At 72.3% G+C, this 23,092-nt stretch carries 19 protein-coding genes; 10 read left to right on the forward strand and 9 right to left on the reverse strand.

Annotated elements, in window-relative coordinates; all coding sequences use genetic code 11:
* Positions 1–81: 81 nt before the first annotated feature.
* On the forward strand, positions 82–1,479 hold the full coding sequence (locus tag ACGFI8_RS12680; RefSeq protein WP_392803670.1) for a plasmid pRiA4b ORF-3 family protein: 1,398 nt from the start codon (positions 82–84) through the stop codon (positions 1,477–1,479).
* A 68-nt stretch (positions 1,480–1,547) separates the two neighbouring features.
* On the opposite strand, the gene ACGFI8_RS12685 is transcribed toward ACGFI8_RS12680, so the two are convergent.
* Positions 1,548–2,903, reverse strand: coding sequence for a S8 family serine peptidase (locus tag ACGFI8_RS12685; protein ID WP_392803671.1), 1,356 nt, complete (start codon positions 2,901–2,903; stop codon positions 1,548–1,550).
* Between the two features lie 427 nt (positions 2,904–3,330).
* Here ACGFI8_RS12685 and ACGFI8_RS12690 point away from each other — a divergent pair, with 427 nt between their 5' ends.
* The gene (locus ACGFI8_RS12690) at positions 3,331–4,572 is read left to right on the forward strand and encodes a hypothetical protein (protein ID WP_392803673.1); all 1,242 of its coding nucleotides are present in this window, start codon (positions 3,331–3,333) and stop codon (positions 4,570–4,572) included.
* Between the two features lie 14 nt (positions 4,573–4,586).
* On the opposite strand, the gene ACGFI8_RS12695 is transcribed toward ACGFI8_RS12690, so the two are convergent.
* The 5 genes from ACGFI8_RS12695 to ACGFI8_RS12715 are packed head-to-tail and all read right to left on the reverse strand — an operon-like array spanning position 4,587 to position 13,657.
* Positions 4,587–5,744 (reverse strand): TIGR02679 domain-containing protein, encoded by a 1,158-nt coding sequence (locus ACGFI8_RS12695; protein ID WP_392803675.1) that lies wholly within the window; start codon positions 5,742–5,744, stop codon positions 4,587–4,589.
* Between the two features lie 4 nt (positions 5,745–5,748).
* Positions 5,749–9,780 (reverse strand): TIGR02680 family protein, encoded by a 4,032-nt coding sequence (locus ACGFI8_RS12700; protein WP_392803677.1) that lies wholly within the window; start codon positions 9,778–9,780, stop codon positions 5,749–5,751.
* 9 nt (positions 9,781–9,789) lie between these two features.
* A complete protein-coding gene (locus ACGFI8_RS12705; protein WP_392803679.1) occupies positions 9,790–11,112 on the reverse strand; it encodes a DUF2398 family protein in 1,323 nt (440 codons plus the stop codon).
* A 14-nt stretch (positions 11,113–11,126) separates the two neighbouring features.
* Complete coding sequence (locus ACGFI8_RS12710; protein ID WP_392803681.1) at positions 11,127–12,725, reverse strand: TIGR02677 family protein; 1,599 nt, start codon at positions 12,723–12,725, stop codon at positions 11,127–11,129.
* Positions 12,726–12,781: 56 nt separating this feature from the next.
* On the reverse strand, positions 12,782–13,657 hold the full coding sequence (locus ACGFI8_RS12715) for a hypothetical protein (protein ID WP_392803682.1): 876 nt from the start codon (positions 13,655–13,657) through the stop codon (positions 12,782–12,784).
* 73 nt (positions 13,658–13,730) lie between these two features.
* Between ACGFI8_RS12715 and ACGFI8_RS12720 the strand changes: the two genes are divergently transcribed.
* Positions 13,731–14,579 (forward strand): menaquinone biosynthetic enzyme MqnA/MqnD family protein, encoded by an 849-nt coding sequence (locus tag ACGFI8_RS12720; RefSeq protein WP_392803683.1) that lies wholly within the window; start codon positions 13,731–13,733, stop codon positions 14,577–14,579.
* A 7-nt stretch (positions 14,580–14,586) separates the two neighbouring features.
* Here the strand turns inward: ACGFI8_RS12720 and ACGFI8_RS12725 are convergent, their stop codons facing one another.
* Complete coding sequence (locus tag ACGFI8_RS12725) at positions 14,587–15,483, reverse strand: hypothetical protein (RefSeq protein WP_392803684.1); 897 nt, start codon at positions 15,481–15,483, stop codon at positions 14,587–14,589.
* Positions 15,484–15,728: 245 nt separating this feature from the next.
* Between ACGFI8_RS12725 and paaA the strand changes: the two genes are divergently transcribed.
* From paaA to paaE, 5 genes are all read left to right on the forward strand, one after another.
* Complete coding sequence (gene paaA / locus ACGFI8_RS12730) at positions 15,729–16,748, forward strand: 1,2-phenylacetyl-CoA epoxidase subunit PaaA (RefSeq protein ID WP_392803685.1); 1,020 nt, start codon at positions 15,729–15,731, stop codon at positions 16,746–16,748.
* Positions 16,741–17,031 carry a 1,2-phenylacetyl-CoA epoxidase subunit PaaB gene (gene paaB, locus ACGFI8_RS12735; protein WP_392803686.1) on the forward strand — a complete coding sequence of 97 codons (291 nt, stop codon included), beginning with the start codon at positions 16,741–16,743 and terminating at the stop codon, positions 17,029–17,031. Before paaA ends, paaB begins: the two co-directional genes overlap by 8 nt.
* 29 nt (positions 17,032–17,060) lie before the next feature.
* Positions 17,061–17,768 carry a 1,2-phenylacetyl-CoA epoxidase subunit PaaC gene (gene paaC, locus ACGFI8_RS12740; RefSeq protein WP_392803688.1) on the forward strand — a complete coding sequence of 236 codons (708 nt, stop codon included), beginning with the start codon at positions 17,061–17,063 and terminating at the stop codon, positions 17,766–17,768.
* On the forward strand, positions 17,762–18,223 hold the full coding sequence (gene paaD, locus ACGFI8_RS12745; protein ID WP_392803690.1) for a 1,2-phenylacetyl-CoA epoxidase subunit PaaD: 462 nt from the start codon (positions 17,762–17,764) through the stop codon (positions 18,221–18,223). Before paaC ends, paaD begins: the two co-directional genes overlap by 7 nt.
* 85 nt (positions 18,224–18,308) lie before the next feature.
* Positions 18,309–19,424, forward strand: a complete 1,116-nt coding sequence (gene paaE, locus ACGFI8_RS12750) for a 1,2-phenylacetyl-CoA epoxidase subunit PaaE (protein ID WP_392803692.1) — start codon at positions 18,309–18,311, stop codon at positions 19,422–19,424.
* A gap of 28 nt (positions 19,425–19,452) precedes the next feature.
* On the opposite strand, the gene ACGFI8_RS12755 is transcribed toward paaE, so the two are convergent.
* The gene (locus ACGFI8_RS12755; protein ID WP_392804084.1) at positions 19,453–20,409 is read right to left on the reverse strand and encodes an aldo/keto reductase; all 957 of its coding nucleotides are present in this window, start codon (positions 20,407–20,409) and stop codon (positions 19,453–19,455) included.
* 49 nt (positions 20,410–20,458) lie between these two features.
* On the opposite strand from ACGFI8_RS12755, the gene mqnC reads away from it, so the two are divergent.
* Together mqnC and ACGFI8_RS12765 are read left to right on the forward strand one after the other, a co-directional pair.
* The gene (gene mqnC, locus ACGFI8_RS12760) at positions 20,459–21,694 is read left to right on the forward strand and encodes a cyclic dehypoxanthinyl futalosine synthase (protein ID WP_392803693.1); all 1,236 of its coding nucleotides are present in this window, start codon (positions 20,459–20,461) and stop codon (positions 21,692–21,694) included.
* A gap of 118 nt (positions 21,695–21,812) precedes the next feature.
* Complete coding sequence (locus tag ACGFI8_RS12765; protein WP_392803695.1) at positions 21,813–22,505, forward strand: demethylmenaquinone methyltransferase; 693 nt, start codon at positions 21,813–21,815, stop codon at positions 22,503–22,505.
* 25 nt (positions 22,506–22,530) lie between these two features.
* Here ACGFI8_RS12765 and ACGFI8_RS12770 read toward each other — a convergent pair whose 3' ends face one another.
* Positions 22,531–22,884: a hypothetical protein gene (locus tag ACGFI8_RS12770; protein ID WP_392803697.1), complete on the reverse strand. Its 354-nt coding sequence runs from the start codon at positions 22,882–22,884 to the stop codon at positions 22,531–22,533.
* Between the last annotated feature and the right edge of the window lie 208 nt (positions 22,885–23,092).

Consider the following 23,092-nt stretch of genomic DNA (forward strand, 5'->3'; position numbering starts at 1 on the left):
TTGGTACAGACTGGGCCTATGAGCCCTGTCAGTCGCGGCCGTAAGGGCAGGCAGAAGCGGAACGCCGGGCGAGGATCGGCGGTGCTCCGCGTTGTCGGTGAGCCGGTTTCGTGTGACTGTCCGGCCTGCACGGACCCCGGCTTCGATCAGGAGCAGGCCTTCGGGGAACTCGCCGACGCCATGTCGGGGCTGGCGGCCGTCGATGACCCGCTGGACGCCGAAATCGGTGCGGCGACGCTGCTGGCGATCTGTTCCGCGAACGCCGAGGCAGCCCTGGCAGATCTGCTCGTGGAGTTCGAGAGCCGGGCAAACGCGGGAACGCTCGGGATGCTGCTGGCCGTCGGGTCGGTCGCGCTGGGTGACGTCGGCGCGGCGGCGCGCGCGGCGGCGGAGAGGCTGGCGCGGGCCGGGGTCGCACTACCGGCATGGGCGGACGAGATCGCCGAGCCGGTCACCGTCGAGGAATGTCGTCGCGTTTTCGACCTGCAGGGCAACGCGTCCATGCTGGTCTGCTCGTTGCGGCGGGCGGAGCGCGGGCACGCGCTCGTGGTGGCCGTCGACCACACCGATTGTGACGCCGCCGTGGACATCACGTTCGTGGACGCGGAGAACCTCCCTGAGGTACTGCAGGCGATGCGGACGTCAGGCAGGAAGAACGGCCTGGACATCAGGACCGAGTCGATGGAGCCGGCGGAGCTGCGCTGGTGGATCGACAACGCCCTCGATGCCCGGGACGTCCACGACGCCGAGGACGTCGACGAGGACTCGTCGGAGCTGTTCGGTGCGGAGGGACCCGGTTATCCGGTGTTCGCGACGCTGGTCCGTGCGCGCATGGCCGCGCTGCCCGAATCCGACAAGCCTCCGGCGCCGCATGGTGGTTTCGCGGCGGCTCTCGAGTTGTCGCCCAAGCAGCGGAAGCTGGCCGGACCGGCCCCGATCTACCAGGTCAAGGTTGGGCTGAAGGGCGCGAAGCCGCCGATCTGGCGGCGCCTCGAAGTGCCGGCGGACGTCAGCCTGGCGGGACTGCACAACATCATCCAGGCGGCGTTCGGCTGGAACGACAGTCACCTGCACGTGTTCGAGACGCCGTTCGGGGATTTCGGTGTCGCGGATCGTGATCTGGGCTACCGTTCGGACGGGTCGGTCACTCTCGAGCAGGTCGCTCCGGCGGTCAAGAGCAAGATCCGATACGTCTACGACTTCGGGGACGACTGGCAGCACGAGCTGCTGGTCGAGCAGGTCTTCGACCGTGACCCGGCGGTACGGTATCCAAGGTGCACCGGCGGACGGCGAGCCGCGCCACCCGACGACTGCGGCGGCATCTGGGGCTATCTCGAGCTGGTCGACGTGCTACGCGACCCCGATCATCCGGAGCACCGCGACCGCATGGCGTGGGTGGGTATCGACGACATCGCCGACTTCACCCCTGAGCGGTTCGACGCCGAAGCGATCAACGCGGCGCTGTCCGGCCTCGCCTGACCCGCAAACGGCGGCGGATGGGGTCGCCGGCCTTGTGGGCAGGCGACCCCACCGTGGTACTGCCAGTGCTATCGCACGACGTTGTACGCGTTGATTTCACCGGCACCGTAGAAGCCGTTGCGGTTCCCGCCCGAGCACGTGGCCTCGTAGCCCTGCAGGAGAGGGACCGGGTTGTACACGCCGCTGGGGCAGGGCAGCGCGTCGGCGGTGCGCTGCAGGAAGGACGCCAGGGCCCCCGGCTGCATGTTGGGGTGGGCGGAGAGCGCCAGTGCGGCGACGCCGGCCACGTGCGGCCCGGCCATCGACGTGCCCTGCTTGTAGCCCCAGCCGTTGGTCTTCGTCGTGGTGTTGAAGGTGGTCGACAGGACGGCGTCGGTCAGCGTCGACGAGCGGCCGAGCGTCCGGAACCGGGTGTCGCCACCGGGCGCCGCGACGGACACGACCCCCTGGCCGTACGACGAGTAGTAGCTCTTCGACCGGGTCGGGCCGACCGCGGACACGGTCACCACGCCGGGCGCCTCGGCCGGCAGGTCGAGGCAGGCGCCGGTGATCGTGCGGTCCTCGACCGGGAAGCTGCCGTCGTTCGGGCTGCCGCTGTCGATGAACTTGTGCTGCAGGTCGACGTTGGAGTTGCCCGCCGAGGCGACGTTGAGCACGCCCTTGTTCTGCGAGTACCGGATCGCGCGCTGGACGGCCTGCCAGACCGGGCGCTGCCGCACGTCGTTACGGCAGTTGAACTCCCACGGGTCGATGTAGTAGCTGTTGTTGGTGACCTGCATGCCGTGGTCGGCGGCCCAGAGGAAGCCGCACACCGCGGCCTCCGGGTAGATGAAGCCGTCGTCGTTCACCACCTTGACGGAGGCGACCTTCACCCCGGGAGCCACGCCGGTGACGCCGATCCCGTTGATGGCGGCGGCGATGGTGCCGGCGACGTGCGTGCCGTGGTCGGAGGTGGTCGGGTTCCAGGCGGCCTCGGAGGTGTTGACCACGCCACCGATGCAGGACGCGCTCTTGTCCTTCGCGATCTGCGTGGCAAGGTCGGGGTGGGTGCTGGAGATGCCGCTGTCGAGGACCCCGACGACCACGTTCGGGCTGCCGATGGTCACCTTGTGCGCCTGCGGAACATTGATCTGGATCATGTCCCACTGCTGGCCGAACAGCGGCTCGCCGGTCGGGTCGCCCGTGCTCTGCAGCACGGCGGGGTCGGTGACCTCAACGGTTTCGCTGTCGTCGAGCGCGGTGCCGAGGCCCGCGGTGGACGCGACGGCGTCCACGCCCGAACCCGATACCGCGGTCACGAACGCCGGGTTGGTCGAGCGGGCCACGAGCACGCCGATTTGGTTGTAGTTCGCCACGACCGTGCCGCCGGCCGCGACGACCCGGTCTGCCGCACGAGCCGTTGACTGACCGTTTGGTGCGAGCACGATGTACGTGTTTTCCGGTCCTGCCGCCAACGCCTGCGTCGGTAACGCTGCGGCGGCCAGGACGCCGGCACCGACCGCAGCGGCGGATGCGGCTGCCAGTGCCTTGCGACGAGATAGTCTCACGGTGAACCTTTCCGTCGGACTGTCCGATCGACGTCGCGCTGTAACACAACGTCCGTGAACGAGCGCAGTCGAGCGGGTAAGCGTTACATCAGGCCGCTGAGCAGCAGCGGAGTCGCGGGTCTCGATGGCCCCGGTCGAGTGGAATTGACGGCCGAGCCGGCCGCGAGCCTTGCGCACTACGCCGGGTCGAGGGAGGCTTCTGGGAGCGCAACTGGCGCTCGGCCCACCGCGGAATGGGAACCTATCCGGGGAGTCACCTCTGGGACGCGGCACACGGCTACCTGGACCTGCTGGATGCAACCACATGGATAACGGCACCGGAGATCTGACCGGGCTGGTCGATCGGCTCCGTCGCGATCGCCGCACGCATCCGTACCGGGGCCGGCGCGAATATTCGCAGGCGGCCCGCGATCTGGCCGACCGGTGTGCCGTACTGATCGACGCCGGGGCCGCGGCGACGGTGGTTCCCGTGCTGCGGAAGGCCGTCGATCGGATGACGGCCGCGTTGATGTACATGGACGACTCGTCCGGTGTCGTCGGCGACGACCTGCAGCAGATCATGGAGCTGTACGCGCAGGCCTGCATCGCGGCGCCCCAGAACCCGAGACGGCTCGCCGGCTGGCTGGTGAAACTTGAGTGCGACGGCCCGGGCTGGCCGCGGATCGTGCTGCGCGACTTCGCCCCGGCGCTCGGTGCGTCCGGGCTGGCGGAGGTGGAGCGGCTGGTCGCCGACCGGGCCGCGACAGCGGATCCCGAGTCTTGGACGGGGCTGTTCGCGATTCGGGATCTGCGCGAGCAGCTGGCCGAGGTGTCCGGCGACATCGACCGGCAGGTCCAAGTGCTGGCCGAGCATCTGACCAACGCCGTGCAGTACGCGCGAATTGTCGACACGCTGCGTGCGGCCGGCCGGACGGTGGAGGCGATCGCCTGGGCGCGGCGCGGGCTGGCGGAGAAAGCCGGCTGGCCGCATGCCGACCAGCTCCTCGACACGCTGGTGGCGTTGCTGCTCGAACAGGGCGACAGCGAGGCCGCGCTGGCGGTGCGGCGGGCCGAGTTCGAGCGGCACCCGACGCTCGAGGCCTTCCGGGCATGGGAGAGCACCGCAGTGCAGGCCGGCGCCGCCGACCCGACACCGGCGGCGATCGAGCGGCTACGGCAGCGCGTCGCCGAGCAGCCCCTCTACGTGTCCGAACTGGTCGACGTGCTGACGGCGGTCGGCGCCCACGGCGAAGCCTGGACGATCGGCCGGGCGAACGCCGACCGGCTCGGCCGGCAGCGTTGGCTCGGCTTGCTCGAGCGGCGGAGCGCGACCGAGCCGGCCGAGGTGATCGAGCCGTATCAGCACCTCATCGAGGAGCAGGTCGGCGACAGCGGCGACAAGGATCGGTACCGCCGGGCGCTGCCGCTGCTCTCGGCCTTGCAGGCGGCCTGCCGGGCGGCTGGACAGGACGATCGTTTCGCCGCCTACCTGGCCGATTTCCGCGAACGACACCGCCGCAGGCCGACCCTGATGAAGACACTCGACGCCGCCGGATTCCATGCGTAGCGCGCCACGGCAACTCAGGACAGGTCGTGCAGCAACAGCGGAAGAATCCGTTCTTCCATGACGGCGCGGCCGGAGCGGATCATCATGTCGGCGAGCGCCGGCTCCCACGGCGTTGCGGTTGAGGTGCCGGACAGCCGGACGCCGCTCGCCGCGTGGGCCGCGTACGTGGCGGCGTCCATACGCCACGGCACGGCCGTCGGGTAGCGGGCGAGTGCGGCGCCGGTGAGCCGCACTCCCGTCCAGTCGAAGTCGTTGCGCCACCGGATCACCGTGTCCGGTCCGGCGGCTCTGAGCAGCGCGTGGACGGCGGTGGAGGGCACGCCTTCGGTGCAGATCAGCGGCCGTGACGTCGCGGCGACGGCGGCCCGCAGTACCGCCGGATTCTCGCAGACGAAGACCTCCGTGCACGTCAGCGTGATCGGGGCGAGCCGCAGTTGGTGCAGGGTCACCCGCACCGGGACCCGCGCGGCGGCCGCGTCGGTCAGCCACGAGCCGAGCAGCCCGCCGCCGGCCGGGACGTTGAGCACCAGGACCTGGCTGGCGAGGTCGTCGGGCACGACGCCGGCGAGGTCCCAGAGTGCCCGTTCCTCCTCGGCGCCGGCCGGCACGGGCACCTGGTGCCAGGACGCCAGGGCGCGCAGCGTCAGGCCACGCAGGGGACCGTCGGCGAGCGCCTTGGTGTCGCCCAGGAGTCGCTCGGCGAACGCCGGCATCGGTTCCTCGGCGGCGGGCAGGGCGTCGAGCACGGTGACGACCGCCTGGAAGTCGATCCCGCCGCGGGCGATCCGGGTGAGGGTACCGTCGCGGCGCAGTCCTTCGACCCACTCCTCGTACCAGGGTGACGCGGCGTGACGGCTGCCGGCCGCCACCGCCAGCAGCGCGTCGCGCTCGACGGTGGCGCGCCGGCGCTCACCGGGGCGGTCGCGCAGCGGGCCGAGGACCGCGACGAGCCCGGCGCCGTGGGCGGCCCGCAGGTGCGCGTCGAGATCGGCCAGGCGCACGGTGAGCCGGGCCACGCCGGTCGGGCGGTACACCCCGGTGATGCCGATGACGACCAGCCGTTCGTCCTCGGTAGGTGCGGCGATCGAAACGTTGCCGTCGAGGCTGCCGCCGGTGCGTTCCAGGCTGCGCCGGGCCGCGTCGAGCAGGCGCTGCCAGCCCGGCGTGGTCACCGGATCAGGCGGTGAGGGTGGGTGCATGCCGGGTCTCCGGCGAGCCGAGCGCCCGCGCCAGGGTGCCGTCGAAGTCGGCGATGTTCATCGCGCCGTCCCACACCAGCAGCACGGCGGAGACCGTGTGGTCGACCGCGGAGTGGGACAGATCGTAGTGCGCGGCACCGGTCACCGCCGGATGGGTGGCCCACAGGTCGTAGCCGGTCATGAAGAGATCCAGGTCGAACTGCTTCGCGAGCGACATCAGCTCGCCTCGGCCGTTGTCGTCGACGCCGGCGAACGCCTCGTCGAGGCCGAGCAGGCGCGGCGCGTCGGGCCGGGCCGAGCCGAACAGCGCGTTCGCGGCGGCGAACAGCGGCAGGTGCAGCGACACGGACTGCTCGCCGCCGGAGAGCTGGCTGTGCCGGGCGCGGGTCAGCGGTTCCGCGGTACCGCCCGGCCGGTGCAGGGTGAATGCGAACTCCCGCCACTGGCGGTAGTCGAGGACCTCGGCCAGCAGCTCCCGGTAGGGCTTCTCCGGGGCGGCGGACCGGGCGGCCTTGATCCGGCCGGCGAAGTGTCGCCGCATCGAGGTCAGCTGCGCCGGTCCGAGCCGCGCCGGGTCCCGCTCCAGCAGCTTGCAGATCTCGCGTTGCTCGGTGTCGAGGTCGTCGGAGAGTCGCCAGCCGACGCCGACCGTGAGCCCGGAGGACATGCGCCGGGCCCGCATCTGTGTGTCCATTGCGGCGACCAGGTCTCGCGCCTCGATCGTGCGCCGGTGAATCTGCCCTGCGAGCTGGCCGAGGAGCGCGTCTTCGAAGACCCGCTGCTCGGCGTCGGTGAGCAAATGCTCCTGGTCGCGGCGGTCTGCGGCGATCCGTTCCGCGAACCGGGCGACCGGCGTCAGCCCCTGCTCGTCGGCGACGCGCACGACGATGACACCGTCGTCGGTGTCCCACTCCGGTCGATGGTCGAGGCCGGCGGCCGGCAGCTGCGCCTGCAACTCGCCGAGCGCCGTGGTGAGGCGCGTCGCGCTCTGCTTCAGGGAGGTCTCGGTCGGGGTCAGCTCCCGGGTGGCGGCCAGCACCGCCTCGTGCAGGGCGACGACGGCCGGGTCGAGCTCGTCGCCGGCGGTGTCGACGGCGGGCCACTGGAGGTGGGTCGGGCAGCGGATCAGCCCCAAGAGGTCGGGCCGGGCGTACGGTCGCAGCCGCAGGGCGTCCTGTCGCGCCTCGCGCAGCGCGGTGGCGACGGTCTGCTGGCCGAGCTCGACCCTGGCCTGCGCGGCGGAGCGCTGCTGGACCGTCTCGGTGTACGCCTCGCGGGCCGCGACCAGAGCGGCCTCGGCGATGGTGATGTCCTCGCCCGCCTTGGCGACTTCGGCCAGGATCTGCTTCGCCTCCGCGCCGATGGCGTCGCGCAGGGTACGCCGCTCTTCGTCCTTCTCCAGGTGTCGGCGGGCGGCCGTGGAGGCCGTGGCCCGCGCGGCCGCCAGCCGATCGACGGCTTCCTCGTGCCGCTCACCGGCCTCGGCGGACCGGTCGGCGGCGGTGGCGGCGGCCTGGTGCGCGGCCTCCAGGCGCAGCCCGGTCCGTTCGAACCGGGTGACTGCCTCGGCGACGGCCTCGAGCTGCGCGACGGGCAGGGAACGCTCGGCGACGGCGCGCTGCAGCGCGACTCCGGCCGAGGCCCGGACGGCGACCGCGGCGTCGAGGCGCCCGGCCGCCTCGACGGCCGCTTCCCGGCGGACCGCGAGCGCGGCGGCCGCCCGGTCGTGGTCGCGCTGGGCTGCCTGAAGCCGGTCGAGGGTCGGCAGCGCCTTGCCGGCGCGGTCGGCCTGGTCGATGACGTCGAGCAGTTCGGCGCGTGCCCCGTCGAGCCGGGTCAGGTCGGATTCGAGGGCGCGCAGCCGGCGGTCGCAGTCGGCGAGCCGCGCGGCGCGGCGTGCGGCCCGTGCGGTGGCCCCGATGTACTCGCACCTGCCCTTGCTCAGCCGGCCGGCGCCGTGCGCCTGCGCCCATCGGCCCGTCGTGTCGACGCCCGATCGGGTGGACAGGTCGCCGAGCGTGACCGATGCCAGCACCGCGTCGATCCGGGCCGCGGCCACGTACTCCTGGGTCTCGGCGACGAGCACGTCGGCCAGGCTGGGGCCGTCGACCGGCGCGCCGGCGCTCAGGTAGCTGTCCTCCACGCCCGCGTCGAGCGCTTCGGCGGTGTCGCCGGCGGACGGATACAGCCAGGCGTCGAGGAGCCCCGCGGCGTGCAGCGCCGCCTCGATGCCGGCCGCGTCGGCCTCGGACACGTCATCGGCGAAGCGGACCAGGCGCCACAGCGGCGCGCCGGGACGGCCGTCGCGGCGCGCGGGGCGGGTCGTGGACGGCGGCGGGGCATCGTCCTGCTCGGCGGCGATCCGTTCGCGTTCGGCGGCGACGTCGGCGTGCTCGGACTCCACCGCGGCGCGCTCAACGGCCAGTGCGGCCAGGGTGTCCCGGCGGCCGGCGAGCGCGGGCGTCACGGCCTCGGCGTAGACGTCCTTGAGCGGTACTCGATCGGCGGCGTCGACGAGCGCATCCGGCAGGTCCGCCACGCCCAGTTGGGCGAGCAGCGCGGTCCACCGCGCGGCCCACGTGTGCAGGTCGTCGATCAGCGCGGTGTGTGCGTTCGCCACCGCGGCGGCGGCCTGCGACTCGGCGAGCGCGGCGTCGTCCGACGCCGCCCGGGCGGCGCGGTCGGCCTCGGCGGCGCGCTCGTGGTCGCGGTCGGCCTGAGCGAGCCGGGCCACGTGCTCGCGCACGGTGTGCAGGTCGTCGCGGCGTGCGGTCGACCGGGCGGCGAGCCGGGCCGGCAGCCCGTCGACGTCGGCGGCGCCCTCGCCCCAGTCGATGCCGGCGAGGTGGGCGTCGCCGGCGACCTCGTCAGCCAGCCGGCTCACCAGCGCCTGGCTGTCACGGGCCGCGACGGCCGCCCGTTCGCGTTCGCCTCGCCGGCGCTGCTCGGTGGTCTCCTCGACGCGCACGGCCGCCTCGGCGTCGCGAGCCGCCCCGGCGAGGTCGTCGACGTGCCGCTCGAGGTCGGCGAGCTGCTCGTGGGACCGGTACGCGGCCGAGCTCTTCAACCGGTCGAGGTGTGCGCGCAACCGGCCGGGCTCGGTCTCGGCCGCCTGGAGCGTCGTGAGTGCGGTCCGTGCCGCCTCCCCGGCCGCCTCGGACGCCGCCTCGGCCCGGGCCAGCTCCCCGGTACGGCGGTCGGCGTCGGCGCGCCGCGTGGTCAGCGCGTCGGCGGCGGCGCGGGCGTGGGTGCGCAGGTAGGTGGCGTACACGCCGAGGAACGCGGACGTGGCGGCGTCCGCCGCGACCAGGCCCTCCAGCGTGCGGGCCACCGCCTCCATGTCGTCGAACGACCGGGCGGCCTCGGTGAGCAGGTGGTCCTCGACGGGCCGCAGGCCGCGCTGGAGCGTGCGGGACAGCTCCGCCGGGTTGAGGTCCTTCGCCAGCTGCGGCTTCCGCAAGGTCAGCACCAGGTCGAGCAGCTGCTCGTAGCGGGCCGAACCGAGACCGAACAGCTTCGCGTCGACCAGCTGGCGGTACTCCTCCGTCGAGTCGCGGATCGCGTCGGCGCCGAGCTGCTCGACGAGGTCCTTGCGGGACACGGGCCGGTCCTCGGCGTCCAGCAGCGAAAGGTCGACACCGATCCGGCCGTCGGCGACGAAGTGCCACCGGGTGACTCGATCGTTGTGCCGGTGCGCGCGAAGGCCGATGCCGATCGTCACGAACGAGGCGCCGTCGCCGAACTCCATCCAGACGTACCCGTGCGCGGTCTCCTGTCCGCGGTACAGCAGGTTCGACTTCATCGTGCGGTCCTCGCCGGCGAACGGGTTGAGCCGGCGCGGCTCGATCCGCCCGTCGAGCACGAACGGGAACAGCACCTCCAGGGCCTTGGTCTTGCCGGACCCGTTCGGCCCGCGCAGCACCAGCCAGCCGTCGACGAAGATGAACTCCTCGTCGCGGTAGTCCCACAGGTTGATGATCCCGGCGCGGGTCGGGGTGAATCGCGTCATCGCGTCTTCCTAGAAGAGGGTCCGTTGGCGCATTCGGGCGACGGTTCCGCGGTACCGTCCGATCAGCGGCCTGACCAGCACTCCGCCCGGCACCGGCGTCACCGCGCCGAATCTCGCGAGCAGCTCGACCGCTTCGACGCGCAGACGCTCCTGGTCGGCGTGCCAGGCGGCCCCGAAGGCCGAGCCGTAGCGCTGCAGGATCGCCGCGACGGCCTCGCGCAGAAAACTGTCGGTGACGAACGGCAGCCGTGCGGGCTCGGTGTCAGACTCGCCGGTGTCGTCCGTCCGGTCGGCGTCGCCGGCGCGGTCCCGGTCGTCCGCGAACATCCGGGTCGGCTCCGGCAGCCCGGCGTCCGCGGCGGCCACGAGCGCGGCCTGCCGCTCACGGGGGTCCGGGCCCGGCATCCGCCTGACCCGCCGGCCGTCCGGGTCCAGCGCCCGCTCGGCCAGGTCGACCGCGAGCAGCACCGCGGCCTGCGCCACCGAACCGGTCCCCGGAAACCGCTCCGCAGAGAACCCGAGCGTGTCGACGAGCAACACGCCCTCCGCGCGCCGCTCGACCCGCAGGCCGGTCAGCCGGTGCAGGTCGCCGGGCAGCGCCGCGCCGCGCAGATGGTTCGCGACGGCGGCCTCGACGTCGCCGAAGTACACGATCGGCGACTCGACGACGGCTCGGCGCGCGGCCTGCGCGGCCGCCCGCCGCTCGGCGTTGCCGCTGGTGGTCGCCGGGCGTTCCAGGAGGGCGGTCACGGTGTCGACGTGCTGCAACACGCGCGGCGGGTGGAACAGCGCGACGAGGGCGTCGCGCGCGATGTCGTAGAGCGCCTCGCCGGCCGTGGGATCGCTGGCCCACGACGCGCTCGACCCGTCGGCCAGCCGGAGTACCCCCCGCTCCTCCAGCCAGGTCACCGCGTCGACGAAGGCGCGCCGGTCGGCGCCGGAGTCCGGGTCGAGTCCGAGGCCGCCGATCCGGTTCGCGTCGGCGGAAACGGCGTCGGCCAGTTCGCTCACCGTGGTCTGGATGCCGGCCCGGCCCAGCGCTGCCAGGCACAGCGCGAGGTACGCGTAGCGCTGCCGGTCGAACGGGCGGCCGGTGCGGCTGGCGGCCGGCCGGTCGGGAGTGAGGTGGTCGGCGGTCCGCACGAGGCGGGCGGTCGACCCGTGCAGCTCCAGTCGGTACCCGAACGCCTCCGCGAGGTCGCGGCGCAGCTCAGCGGCGAACCGCCGGACCCGCACGAGCGCCCGCTCGTCCGGGTAGGTCGGGGTGATCAGCGGGTGGCGCAGGACGAGTCGTACCGCCCGCTGATAATCGGCCAGGTCCAGCTCGGACACGTCTGCCGCGAACCTCACGGCACGACCGCCAGCTCGGGCGCCGGTTCGGCCCGCTTGGCCACCGTGTGCTCCGCGGGCGACACGCTCAGCGCGTATCCGTCGAGGTGCAGCCGCCCCGTGGTCGTCGACACGGTGGTGAAGCGGCCCGGGGTGGGTGTGAGGGTGAGCCGCACCCCGTAGGCCGCCGCCGCCAGCGGTGCGTCGGCGCGTCCGGCCGCCCGCGCTGACAGGGCCACGTCCAGCAGCCGGCGCAATACCGCGGTCTGCGGTTCGTCGAGCGGCGGCACGTCGGCCGCGGGGTCGTCGCCGGCGTGCTGCTCGACGAGTCGCGCCGCGGCCGCCGCGCTGCGGCGCTCCTCGGCGAGCTGCCGTTCCCGGAGCCGGTCGCGCTGCCCATGGGACCGGTCGAGCCGGGCCGGCCGGCCGTTGCCCTGTCCGGGTGCGCGGCCGAACTGCACCAGCGTGCGGGACAGCTCGACCGGTGGCGCCTCCCACCATGACAGGCGGGTCGGGATGAGCTCCGGGTCGGCGTGGGCGACGCCGACGTGGCGGGGGGCGCCGAGACCGAAGACCACGTCGAAGAGGGCGTGCGCGACCTCGACGGAGCCGACGCGGGTGAACCACGCGGCGAGGTGACGCAGCTGCGACTCGCGGCTGACCCCACCCCGGCGGGCCTCGGTGACCCGTCGCAGGAGGGCCAGCACGTCACCGATCGCCGCCATCGTCGCCCCGGCGAGCCGGTCGGCCTCGCTGAGCGCCCCGTCGGCCGGGGGCGCGAGCCACGACCGGAGGCCGGCCCAGCGGCGGCGCCAGTCGTCGAGCCGCTCGGCCGGAGTGGTGAACAGCCGCTCGTCCGCCTCGGCGGCCGCCTCGATCATGCGGTCCAGGCCGGTGGCCTCCACCTCGTGGACCGCCTCCCGCAGCCGCGGGGTGTATCGCTGGAGTTCGTCGTGGAAGTCGCGCAGGTGTGTCAGCAGCGCGTCCTTGTGCGCGAGGAACGCCTCGGGCCGAACGTCCGGCGTGCGGCCGAGGTCGCCCAGCATGTGGTAGAAGCGGGCGGCGCGTTCGGCGATGTCCGCCAGCGCCCGGTCCAGCCGGCTGAGCTTGCGGTAGACCTCTTCCGCGTCGCCCTCGGCGTTCGCCGCGGCGAGCGCCTTGAGGTCGGCGAGCAGGTCGGCGAAGACCAGCCGGGAGAGGGAACTGTCACCGACACCCGCGGCGAGCACCGACTCCACTGCCCGGTGCGCGCGGTAGCCGGCCTCGGTGAACTGATACACCGAGTGACGGTTGCGGTACTCCGCCAGCGTCGCCGCGCGGGCGCCGTCCTGCCCGCGATCCAGCACACCCCAGTCGACGAGCGCATCGAGCAGCCGCGGAAGCTCCAGCCCGGCGGGGTCCGGACACTCGGGGTAGGTCGCCGCCAGCCCCGTCATGGCGGATGCCACCTCGGAGGTGTGCAGGACCACCTGATAGCTGGAGCGGGCGGCGTCAAGGGAGCGCAGGACCCAGAGGTAGGCCGTCCGGTTGTCCGCCGTGACGTAGCTGAACAGCCGCATCCGGTCGTCCAGGCTGAAGTCGTCCAGTCCGAACGACGGCGGGTTCGGCTGCGCCAACGGACCCCCTCGAATCGACCGGCCCAACCTAGTCGAACGGTCCGGCCCGAGGCCAGTCAGTGCCTCGTCAGGAGCTGTTTCGTCACCTCGCGGCAGGTTTTCACGCCGTAGTCCTTGCCCAGGGAGCTCGGGTAGTGCGCCATGATGCCCAGGCTCCAGCCGTCGCCGACCGCCATGCACGCGATGTGCCACTGGCCGTCGTCGCGGGCCAGCCAGCCGTTCTTGATCGCCGTGGTCTTCTGCACGTCGGCCGGGAGCACCTCGATCGGGCCGAACCGGCCCGGGCCGTGCACGTTGCGCATCTCGTTGAGCAGCCAGCCGGTCCACTTCGGGCCGGCCGCGCGGCCGTCGCCGATGCACTTGGCCAGCCGGGCCACGTCGCGGGCGGACATCTGGGTCAGGCTCCAGGAGTTCTGGGTGCCCTTGGTCTCGGTCAGGCCGCAGAGCGTGATCATGCGCTTGATCGAGGTCAGGTTGCCGTTCTGGACGTGGTACTTGAAGGTGTTCTCCGTCTCCGAGTCGCGGATCATGCGGCTGAGCTCGGCGAGCGCGGTGCTGCTGGGCTGCTTGTTCTGCTCGCCCTGGCGGCGCAGCCAGTCGGCGGCCACCCAGGCCTTCGCCATCGAGGCGGTGTCGCTCGTGGTATAGGGCGTCGAGCCGTACATCCGGTCGGTCGTGTGGTCGTAGTAGGCCCACGACCAGAACCCCTTCACGTTCATCGTCACCGGCTGCGTCGGCGTGAACAGCGGCCCGGTGAACGACGGCGACGGCGCCGCGCTCGGGCTCTCGTCGGCGCTCTGCACCGTGTCCGGCGACTCGACAGCGGTCGCCGCGGCGGGCGTGCGGCCGTCGTGTGCCGCGGGCTTGCACCCGGCCACGAGCAGCAGGGCGAGCGCGAGCGGAGGGCCGAGCACAGCGAGGGGGCGTCGCATCCCACGAGGGTAACCGCTGTGACAATGACCGCCCCGCCCGTGTGCGCGGCCGCGATTGGGGCACCATGGCGTAGTGCCTGCATTGCAGCGGCCCCGTGTCGGCCACATCCAGTTTCTGAACTGCCTGCCCATCTACTGGGGCCTGATGCGATCGGGCGCGCTGATCGACGTCGACCTGTTCAAGGACTCGCCGGAGCGCCTCAACACCGCGCTCGTCGCCGGGGACCTCGACATCGGCCCGATCTCGCTCGTCGAATACCTGCGCAACGCCGACGACCTGCTGCTCCTGCCCGACCTCGCGGTCGGCAGCGACGGGCCCGTGTTGTCCGTCAACGCCGTTTCGACGGTACCGCTGGAGTCGCTCGACGGCCGCCGCGTGGCGCTCGGCGCGACCTCCCGCACCGGCGTACTGCTGGCGCAGATGTACCTCGAGTCCAGCATCGGTGTGCGCCCCAAGTACTTCAACAGCCCGCCCGACGTGGCCCGCATGCTCGACGAGGCCGACGCCGCCGTGATCATCGGCGACGTGGCGCTGCGCGCGATGCACGACGCGCCGCAGCACGGCTGGCGGGTGACCGACCTGGGCCTGGCCTGGCGCGAGTGGACCGGCCTGCCGATGGTCTTCGCCGCGTGGGCGGTGCGCCGCGACTTCGCCGCCGCGCACCCCGGCCTGGTCAAGGACGTGCACGAGGCGTTTCTGCGCTCGCGGGAGCTGTGCCTCACGGAGCTGGACGAGGTGGCCACCGCGGCGGCGCGCTGGGAGACCCTCTCGGCCGAGACGCTGGCGACCTACTTCCGGGTGCTGGACTTCTCCCTCGGCGAGCGCCAGGTCGCCGGCGTGCGCGAGTTCGCCCGGCGGGCCGCGGCACGCGGCGCCGTGCCCCCGCTGCCGGACGGCGGTCCGGCGTTCTTCGAGGGCTGAGGACCGGTCAGGCCTGGAGCTGCCGGGTCACGCTCTGACAGATGTCGGCCCCGTAGTCCTGGCCCTTCGACGTCGGGTACACGGTCAGCACGCTCAGGACCCAGTCGGTGCCGATCGCCAGGCAGTTGACGTGCCACTTGCCGTCGCTGCGGGCGATCCAGCCGTTCTTGACCGCCGTCGAGGCCTGCTCCGCGGCGGGCAGCGCCGGCGTGATGCCGAACTTCTGGTCCTTCGCCACGTTGCGCATCTCGTTGAGCACCCAGTCCGTCCACTTCGCGCCGGCCGCGCGGCCGTCGCCGATGCACGCGCCCATGCGCGCCGCGTCGCGGGCCGAGACCAGGGTGCTGGCCCAGTCAATGTAGGCCTTCGAGTCGGTCAGGCCGCAGATCTGCACGAGGCGGGAGATGCTCGCGAACTTGCCGTCGAGGTCCCAGAAGTACGAGGCGGCGTCGTTGTCGCTGGTGCGGATCATGAGGCTGAGCTGGGACAGGTTCGAGTTGCTCGGGTCGGGGTTGCGGCGCAGGTAGTCCGACGCCAGCCAGGCCTTGATCATCGAGGCGGTCCGCTGCGGGGTGCTCGCGTCCGGTGAGCCGGCCGTCGCGCCGGTACGCCGGTCCAGCACCGTCCAGGACCAGAACCCGGTCGCGTCGACGGTCACGGGCGCGGGGTGCAGCAACGCCGGTGGCAGGGTCGGGGCGGTGGGCGCGGCCGGGGCCGCCTTGCGGGTCGGCAACTCGCTCGCGACCGGGCTCTCGATGATGGCGGACGCCGGTTCGGCCGCCTCCGAGTCGGCCGAGTGGGCCGAGTAAGCACTGAGCATGTCGCTGCCCCAGACGAAGGGCACGCCGACCAGGGCGGCGGCGACGAGCAGCACGAAGGTGGTCATTCCGACACGCTTGCGCATGGGTCGGTGGTCCTTCCCTGGCGGTCGGCGCCCACTCCACCGGCCACCGGTCATGAGCGGGTTTTGCCGGCGTCAACACGTCGTCAGCGATTGGGGGGTCACCCGACGTGAGTGGTTTTGCCCGATGAGTCTCGCCTTCAACCCTCGGTGCCACATCCCGGCTGCCCTCAAAAGTCCCTGGTAGTTGGCCCGATGCCATGTGACATCTCCTTGCCGGAAGTGCCGGATGCTGTAACACTTGGGGCGTGTACGGCAACGACTTCGCCCCTTTGCTCGACCAGGTCGACAGCGCCGAACGGGACCTTCAGGCGGCCTCCGAGGTGAGCGTCGAGGCCCGCGGTGAGCTGCAGGAATACTTCGACGCGATCGTCTCGGCCGACCAGAAGATCGAGCCCCGGGACTGGATGCCGGAGGCATACCGCAAGACGCTGATCCGCCAGATCGCGCAGCACGCGCACTCCGAGATCATCGGCATGCAGCCCGAGGGCAACTGGATCTCCCGCGCCCCCTCGCTCAAGCGCAAGGCGATCCTGCTGGCGAAGGTGCAGGACGAGGCCGGCCACGGGCTGTATCTGTACGCCGCGGCCGAGACGCTCGGGATCTCCCGCGACGAGCTCGTCGAGATGCTGCTCGAGGGCCGCCAGAAGTACAGCTCGATCTTCAACTATCCGACGCTGACCTGGGCGGACATCGGCGCGATCGGGTGGCTCGTCGACGGCGCCGCGATCGTCAACCAGGTGCCGCTGTGCCGCTGCTCCTACGGGCCGTATGCGCGCGCGATGATCCGCATCTGCAAGGAGGAGTCGTTCCACCAGCGGCAGGGGTACGAGATCCTGCACACGCTGTCCAGCGGCACCCCGCGGCAGCGGGAGATGGCGCAGGACGCGGTCGACCGCTGGTGGTATCCGTCGCTGGCGATGTTCGGCCCGCCCGACGGCGAATCGACGCACTCCGAGCGCTCGATGGCCTGGAAGATCAAGCGGTTCTCCAACGACGAGCTGCGCCAGCGGTTCGTGGACATGTGCGTGCAGCAGGCGGGGGTGCTCGGCCTGCGCCTTCCCGACCCGGACCTGCGCTGGAACGAGGAGCGCCGGGCGTACGACTACACCCAGCCCGACTATGAGGAGCTCATGCGCGTGATCAAGGGCGAGGGTCCCTGCAACCGTCAGCGCATGGCGCACCGCCGCCGCGCTCACGAGGAGGGCGCGTGGGTGCGCGAGGCGGCCCGGGCGCACGCCGCCAAGAAGGCGGTGGCCCATGTCTGAGCTGCGGTCCGAGCCGCTGTGGGAGGTGTTCGTCCGGCCCCGCCGCGGGCTGTCGCACGCGCACGTCGGCTCCCTGCACGCCCCCGACGCCGAGATGGCGCTGCGCAACGCCCGCGACGTCTACACCCGCCGCCAGGAGGGCGTCTCGATCTGGGTCGTGCAGGCCGCCGCGATCACCGCGAGCAGCCCCGACGAGAAGGACGCGTTCTTCGAGCCGGCGGCCGACAAGGTGTACCGCCACCCGACCTTCTACGCCGTACCGGAAGGCGCGGAGCACATATGAGCGGTACGGAGCGGAGCGGAGGTGTCGGCATGAGCACGGACTTCGAGCGGGTGCTGGCGCTCGGCGACGACGCGCTCATCGCGGCGCAGCGCCTCGCTGAGTGGTGCTCGCGCGCGCCGGAGATGGAAGAGGACATCGCGCTGGCCAACATCGCGCTCGACCAGCTCGGCGCCGCGCGGCTGTTCCTTACGTATGCGGGCGAGCTCGAGGGGCGCGGGCGGGACGAGGACGACCTGGCGTACCTGCGCGACGACGGAGAGTTCCGCAACGCGCTGCTGGTCGAGCTCGACAACGGCGACTTCGCGGTCACCATCGGCAAGCTGCTGTTCCTCGCCGTCTACCAGCGGCTCGCCTACCAGCGGCTGAGCGCCGGCGAGGACGCGCGGCTGGCCGGGATCGCGGCGAAGGCGCGCAAGGAGTCCGCGTACCACGCCGAGCACGCGGCGCTGTGGACCGTGCGCCTCGGCGACGGCACCGACGAGTCGCACCAGCGCATGCAGGCGGCCGTCGACGCGCTGTGGCCCTACACGCACGAGCTCTTCGAGGGCGACGCGGCCGCGCTGCGCGAGCCCTGGCTGGCCGAGGTCGCCGCGGTACTGGACGAGGCGACGCTGACCCGGCCGGCCGACGGCTGGGCGCCCTCGGGCGGGCGGCGCGGGGTACACACGGAGGAGCTGTCCAAGCTGCTCGCCGAGATGCAGGTGCTGCACCGCGCGCACCCCGGGGCGACGTGGTGAGCGCGCGCGAGCTGGTGGCAGCGGTGCGCGACCCGGAGCTGCCCCTGGTCACCATCGAGGAGCTGGGCATCCTGCGGGGTGTTGCAGAGCGTGACGGACGAGTCACGGTCACGATCACGCCGACGTATTCGGGCTGCCCGGCGATGGACGCGATCCGCGCCGACATCGAGGCGGCGCTGGACGCCGGCGGATACCACGACGTCGAGGTGGACACCGATCTCGCCGAGGCCTGGACCAGCGACTGGATCACCGACGAGGGGCTCGCGAAGCTGGCCGCGGCGGGCGTCGCACCGCCGGCGCGCGGCGCGGCAGTGGCACTCACGCTCACCGTGCGCTGCCCCCGGTGCGGGTCGCCCGACACCGAAGAGCTGTCCCGCTTCGGCGCCACGGCCTGCAAGGCGCTCTGGCGGTGCCGGGCGTGCCGGGAGCCGTTCGAGCGAGTGAAGACAATATGACCGGTCCGGAGCGAAGCGGAGGGGCCGGTCATCATGAACGCAGGCTCAGGTCATGCCGCAGTCGGAGCGAAGCGGAGGTGACGGCATGACCGTTTCTTCGATTCGGCGGCCCGTGAAGCGCCGGCCGATGTTCCACCGCCTCGCGGTCCTTGACGTCGAGCGGCTGACCGACGACGCCGTCGCGGTGACCTTCGACGTGCCGGCCGCGCTGCGGGAGCTTTTCGCGTTCCGGGCGGGGCAGCATCTGACCGTGCGCCGCCACCCGGAGTCGGGGGAGGAGATCCGCCGGTCGTACTCCATCTGCTCGACCCCCGCGCTGCTGCGCGACGAGGGCCTGCTGCGGGTGGGCATCAAGCGGGTCGCCGGCGGTGCGTTCTCCACGTTCGCGCTGTCCGAGCTCGCCCCGGGCGACGAGGTCGACGTGCTGCCGCCGCTGGGCCACTTCACCACCGCGTTCGACCCGGACCGGGCGCGGCACTACGCGGCGATCGTGGCCGGCTCGGGGATCACGCCGGTGCTGTCGCTGGCCGCCACCGCGCTGGAGACCGAGCCGGGGAGCCGGGTCACGCTGCTCTACGGCAACCGGGCCGCCGGCACCGTGATGTTCTCCGAGGAGCTCGCCGACCTCAAGGACCGCCATCCGGAGCGGCTGCACGTGGTACACGTGCTGTCACGCGAGGCGCAGGAGTCCCCGCTGCTGTCGGGCCGGCTGGACGAGGCCCGCATCGGCGCGATCCTCGACGCGCTGCTGCCGCCCGGCACCGTCGACGAGTGGTTCCTGTGCGGGCCGCACGGGATGGTGCTCGACGCGAAGGTGGCGCTGAGCGTGCGCGGGGTCGACGACGCCGCGGTACACACGGAGCTCTTCCACGTCGACGACGCGCCCCCGGTCGCGCGCCCGGCCGCTCCCGAGGCCGCCGGGCAGGACGCCGAGGTCAGCATCCTGCTCGACGGGCGCGAGAGCACCTTCACGATGGCGCACGACGAGCGGATCCTCGACGCGGCGCTGCGGGTGCGGCCGGAGCTGCCGTACGCGTGCAAGGGCGGCGTCTGCTCGACCTGCCGGGCCAAGATCGTCGAGGGCAAGGTCGAGATGGCCCGCAACTTCGCGCTCGAGCCGGACGAGCTCGCCGCCGGGTATGTCCTGACCTGCCAGTCGATGCCGATCACGGAAAGGGTCGTGGCCGACTTCGACGCATGACGCGGATCACGCCAACGTCGTCGGGACGCTAGATCTCAGCCAGCGCCGCCTGGTCCTCGGCGCCGGGGACCCAGGCGGCGGCCGCCGCGTTGGCCGCGACCTGCCCGGCCGACGTGGCGCCGGCGATCACGCTGGCCACGGTCGGCTTCGCGGCCAGCCCGCCGATCGCGACGGTCAGCAGGTCGACGCCCCGCTCCTCGGCGAACGCGGCGAGACGCTCGATGCGGTCCCACGGCGCCTCGGCGAGCACACGGTCGAAGCCGTCGCGGGCCAGCCGGGAGCCCGGCGGCGGCGCGTCGCCGCGCCGGTACTTGCCGGTGAGCAGCCCCAGCTCGAGCGGGAAGAAGGGGAGCAGGCCCAGGCCGAAGCGCTCCAGCGCGGGCACCAGGTCGGCCTCGACGGAGCGGTCCAGCAGGGAGTACCGGTTCTGCGCGCTCACGAACGGCGTCAGGTGGTGGGTCTCGGCCGTCCAGGCCGCGTCGGCGGTCTGCCAGCCCGCGAAGTTCGAGTGACCGACGTACCGCACCTTGCCCGCCCGGACCAGGTCGTCGAGCGCGGCGAGCGTCTCCTCGATCGGGGTCTCCGGGTCGGGGCGATGGATCTGGTACAGGTCGATGTAGTCGGTGCCGAGCCGGCGCAGCGACGCCTCGGCGGCGCGCAGGATGTACCGCCGGCTGCCGCGCGCGCCCCAGTCGGGCCCGTTGGCGCCGCGGGTGTCCATGCCGAACTTGGTCGCGATGATCGCGTCGTCGCGGCGCTTGCGGAGGGCGGCGCCGAGCGCCTCCTCGGACGCGCCGGCGGTGGTGCCGTACACGTCGGCGGTGTCGAACAGGTTGATGCCGTGGTCGAGGGCGGCGTCCACGACCTCGGCGCTGCGGGCCGCGTCGATCCGCCCGCCGAAGTTGTTGCAGCCGATGCCCACCACCGAGACGGCGAGGCCCGAGCGCCCGAGGCGCCGGTAGTGCATGTCAGTCACTCTCGTGATCCTAGGCACGCCCGCTCGACGGCGGCGGCGCTCTGGGTACGCTCTGGGTGTGACGACTCCGGTGATCAGCGAGATTCTGCAGCGTGCCGCCGAAGGCGGGCGGATCGGCCCGGACGAGGCGCTGCTGCTCTACACGGACGCGCCGTTCCACGAGCTGGGCGAGGCCGCCGACGCGGTGCGCCGCCGCCGCTACCCGGACAACGTCGTCACCTACATCATCGACCGCAACATCAACTACACGAACGTCTGCGTGACGGCGTGCAAGTTCTGCGCCTTCTACCGGGCGCCGAAGCACGCCGAGGGCTGGACGCACGGCACCGAGGAGATCCTGCGCCGCTGCGCGGAGGCGGTCGACCTGGGCGCCACGCAGGTGATGCTGCAGGGCGGGCACCACCCGGAGTACGGGGTGGAGTACTACGAGTCGCTGTTCTCGGCGGTGCACACGGAGTTCCCCGACCTGGTCATCCACTCGATCGGCCCGTCCGAGGTGCTGCACATGGCCAAGGTCTCCGGGGTGTCGATCGAGGACGCGATCGCCCGCATCAAGGCGGCCGGCCTGGCATCGATCGCCGGCGCCGGGGCGGAGATGCTGCCCGAACGGCCTCGGCAGGCGATCGCGCCGCTGAAGGAGTCGGGGGCGCGCTGGCTGGAGGTCATGGCGGCCGCGCACCGGCAGGGCGTCTCGTCGACCGCGACGATGATGATGGGCACCGGCGAGACCAACGCCGAGCGCATCGAGCACCTGCGGCTGATCCGGGACGTGCAGGACCTCGCGATCGCCAACGGCTACTCCGTCGAGGCGGACCTGGCCGGGACCGTGGGCGGGTTCCGCTCCTTCATCCCGTGGACGTACCAGCCGGAGAACAACCACCTCAAGGGGCGCACGCAGGCGACGAGCCTGGAGTACCTGCGTTTGGTGGCGGTCGCGCGGCTGTTCTTCGACAACATCGCCCACCTGCAGTCGTCCTGGCTGACCACGGGCAAGGACGTCGGCCAGGTCTCGCTGCACCTGGGCGTCGACGACCTGGGCTCGATCATGCTCGAGGAGAACGTGATCTCCTCCGCCGGCGCCCGGCACCGCTCCCGCCTCACCGAGCTCGTCCAGATGATCCGGGGCGCGGACCGCATCCCGGCGCAGCGGGACACGCAGTACCGGCACCTCAAGGTCCACTGGACCGAGGCCGACGATCCGACCGACGAGCGCGTGCAGTCGCACTTCTCGTCCATCGCCATCCCCGGCGGCGGCACCGGTCGCTCGCTCCCGCTGACCCCGGTGAACTCATGAGCGGTCCGGAGCGAAGCGGAGGTGACGGCATGAACGGTCCGGAGCGAAGCGTAGGAGCCGCTCATCATGTGCTCAGTCTTCCGGCATGCCGGCGCCGGAGCGAAGCGGAGGTGACGGCATGACGCGTGCATCGCTGGACAAGGAGCCGCGCGAGGTCGCCGCGATGTTCGACGGCGTGGCCCGCCGGTACGACGTCACCAACACCGTCCTCTCCGGCGGCCGCGACCGCATGTGGCGCCGCGAGACGCGCCTCGCGCTGGGCCTCAAGCCCGGCGAGAAGGTCCTCGACCTGGGCGCGGGCACCGGCGTGTCGACGCTGGAGCTCGGCCGGTCGGGCGCGCTCGCGGTGGGCGCCGACATCTCGGTCGGCATGCTGCAGGCCGGCCGGGCGAAGCGCCCGGAGGTGCCGCTGCTCGCCGCCGACGCGCTGCACCTGCCGTTCGCCGACGAGACCTTCGACGCGGTGACCATCTCCTTCGCGCTGCGCAACATCGCCGACACGGACGCGGCGCTGGGCGAGATGGCCCGCGTGACCAAACCCGGCGGCCGGCTCGTGGTGTGCGAGTTCAGCACCCCGACGTGGCGCCCGTTCCGCGCCGTCTACCAGGGCTACCTGGTGGGCGCGCTTCCGCAGGTCGCGAAGCGGGTCTCGAGCAACCCGGACGCGTACGAGTACCTGGCCGAGTCGATCCGCGCCTGGCCGGACCAGGCCGGGCTGGCCGCGCGGATCGGCGAGAACGGCTGGCGGAAGGTCGCGTGGCGCAACCTGACCGGCGGCGTCGTGGCGCTGCACCGCGGCTTCCGCATCTGACGAACCCGTGCCGTCCTGGCAGTGATCAAGAGAACGGGAAGCGGGTCGGGGTCAGGCGGTCCAGCACGGCGCGGATCTCGCGGGCCAGCTCCGAGGGGCGTTGCTCCAGGTCGGCCCGCGCGAAGGTGGCCAGCGTCCAGCCCGCGGCGGCCAGGCGGAGCCGCGCGCGTGCCGCGTTGCCCTGGACGCCCGGAAGGTCCGGAAAAACGCCGGCAAAGTGGGACATACCCAGGTCGACGGCCAGGCGGGCCGTGGCGAACGCCACGTCCGCGACCATGATCTCGCCCCAGCGGTCGGCAATCGGCTGGTCGTAGCGCCAGGCCCACAGGCCGGCCCGGCGCAGAGCGCGGGTCGCCAGATGGCGGGTTGCGACATCCATGACTACTCAGGATCGTCGGACGGTGACGCCCTGTCGACGTACAAGCTGGGCCTGTGGACAACCCCGTCCGCGCCGGGGGATGCGACCCGCGGTATGACCGTCCGGGTGAAAAATTAGGGTCGCCTTACCGACAGCTGGGCTGTTCACGGTTCTAGACTGCTCCACGGATGACTTTGTGAAGACTTTCACGAACGCAAAACGAGCAGAA

Origin of the sequence: Dactylosporangium sp. NPDC048998 (genome assembly GCF_043197855.1) — a bacterium.
Lineage (GTDB): Bacteria > Actinomycetota > Actinomycetes > Mycobacteriales > Micromonosporaceae > Dactylosporangium.

Bases quoted from the DNA above. Each gene is read 5' to 3' on its own strand.
- ACGFI8_RS12690 (WP_392803673.1), top strand. From the start codon at position 3,331: ATGGATAACGGCACCGGAGATCTGACCGGGCTGGTCGATCGGCTCCGT.
- ACGFI8_RS12700 (WP_392803677.1), bottom strand. From the start codon at position 9,780: ATGACGCGATTCACCCCGACCCGCGCCGGGATCATCAACCTGTGGGAC.
- ACGFI8_RS12715 (WP_392803682.1), bottom strand. From the start codon at position 13,657: ATGCGACGCCCCCTCGCTGTGCTCGGCCCTCCGCTCGCGCTCGCCCTG.
- ACGFI8_RS12725 (WP_392803684.1), bottom strand. From the start codon at position 15,483: ATGCGCAAGCGTGTCGGAATGACCACCTTCGTGCTGCTCGTCGCCGCC.
- paaB (WP_392803686.1), top strand. From the start codon at position 16,741: ATGTCTGAGCTGCGGTCCGAGCCGCTGTGGGAGGTGTTCGTCCGGCCC.
- paaC (WP_392803688.1), top strand. From the start codon at position 17,061: ATGAGCACGGACTTCGAGCGGGTGCTGGCGCTCGGCGACGACGCGCTC.
- paaE (WP_392803692.1), top strand. From the start codon at position 18,309: ATGACCGTTTCTTCGATTCGGCGGCCCGTGAAGCGCCGGCCGATGTTC.
- ACGFI8_RS12765 (WP_392803695.1), top strand. From the start codon at position 21,813: ATGACGCGTGCATCGCTGGACAAGGAGCCGCGCGAGGTCGCCGCGATG.
- ACGFI8_RS12770 (WP_392803697.1), bottom strand. From the start codon at position 22,884: ATGGATGTCGCAACCCGCCATCTGGCGACCCGCGCTCTGCGCCGGGCC.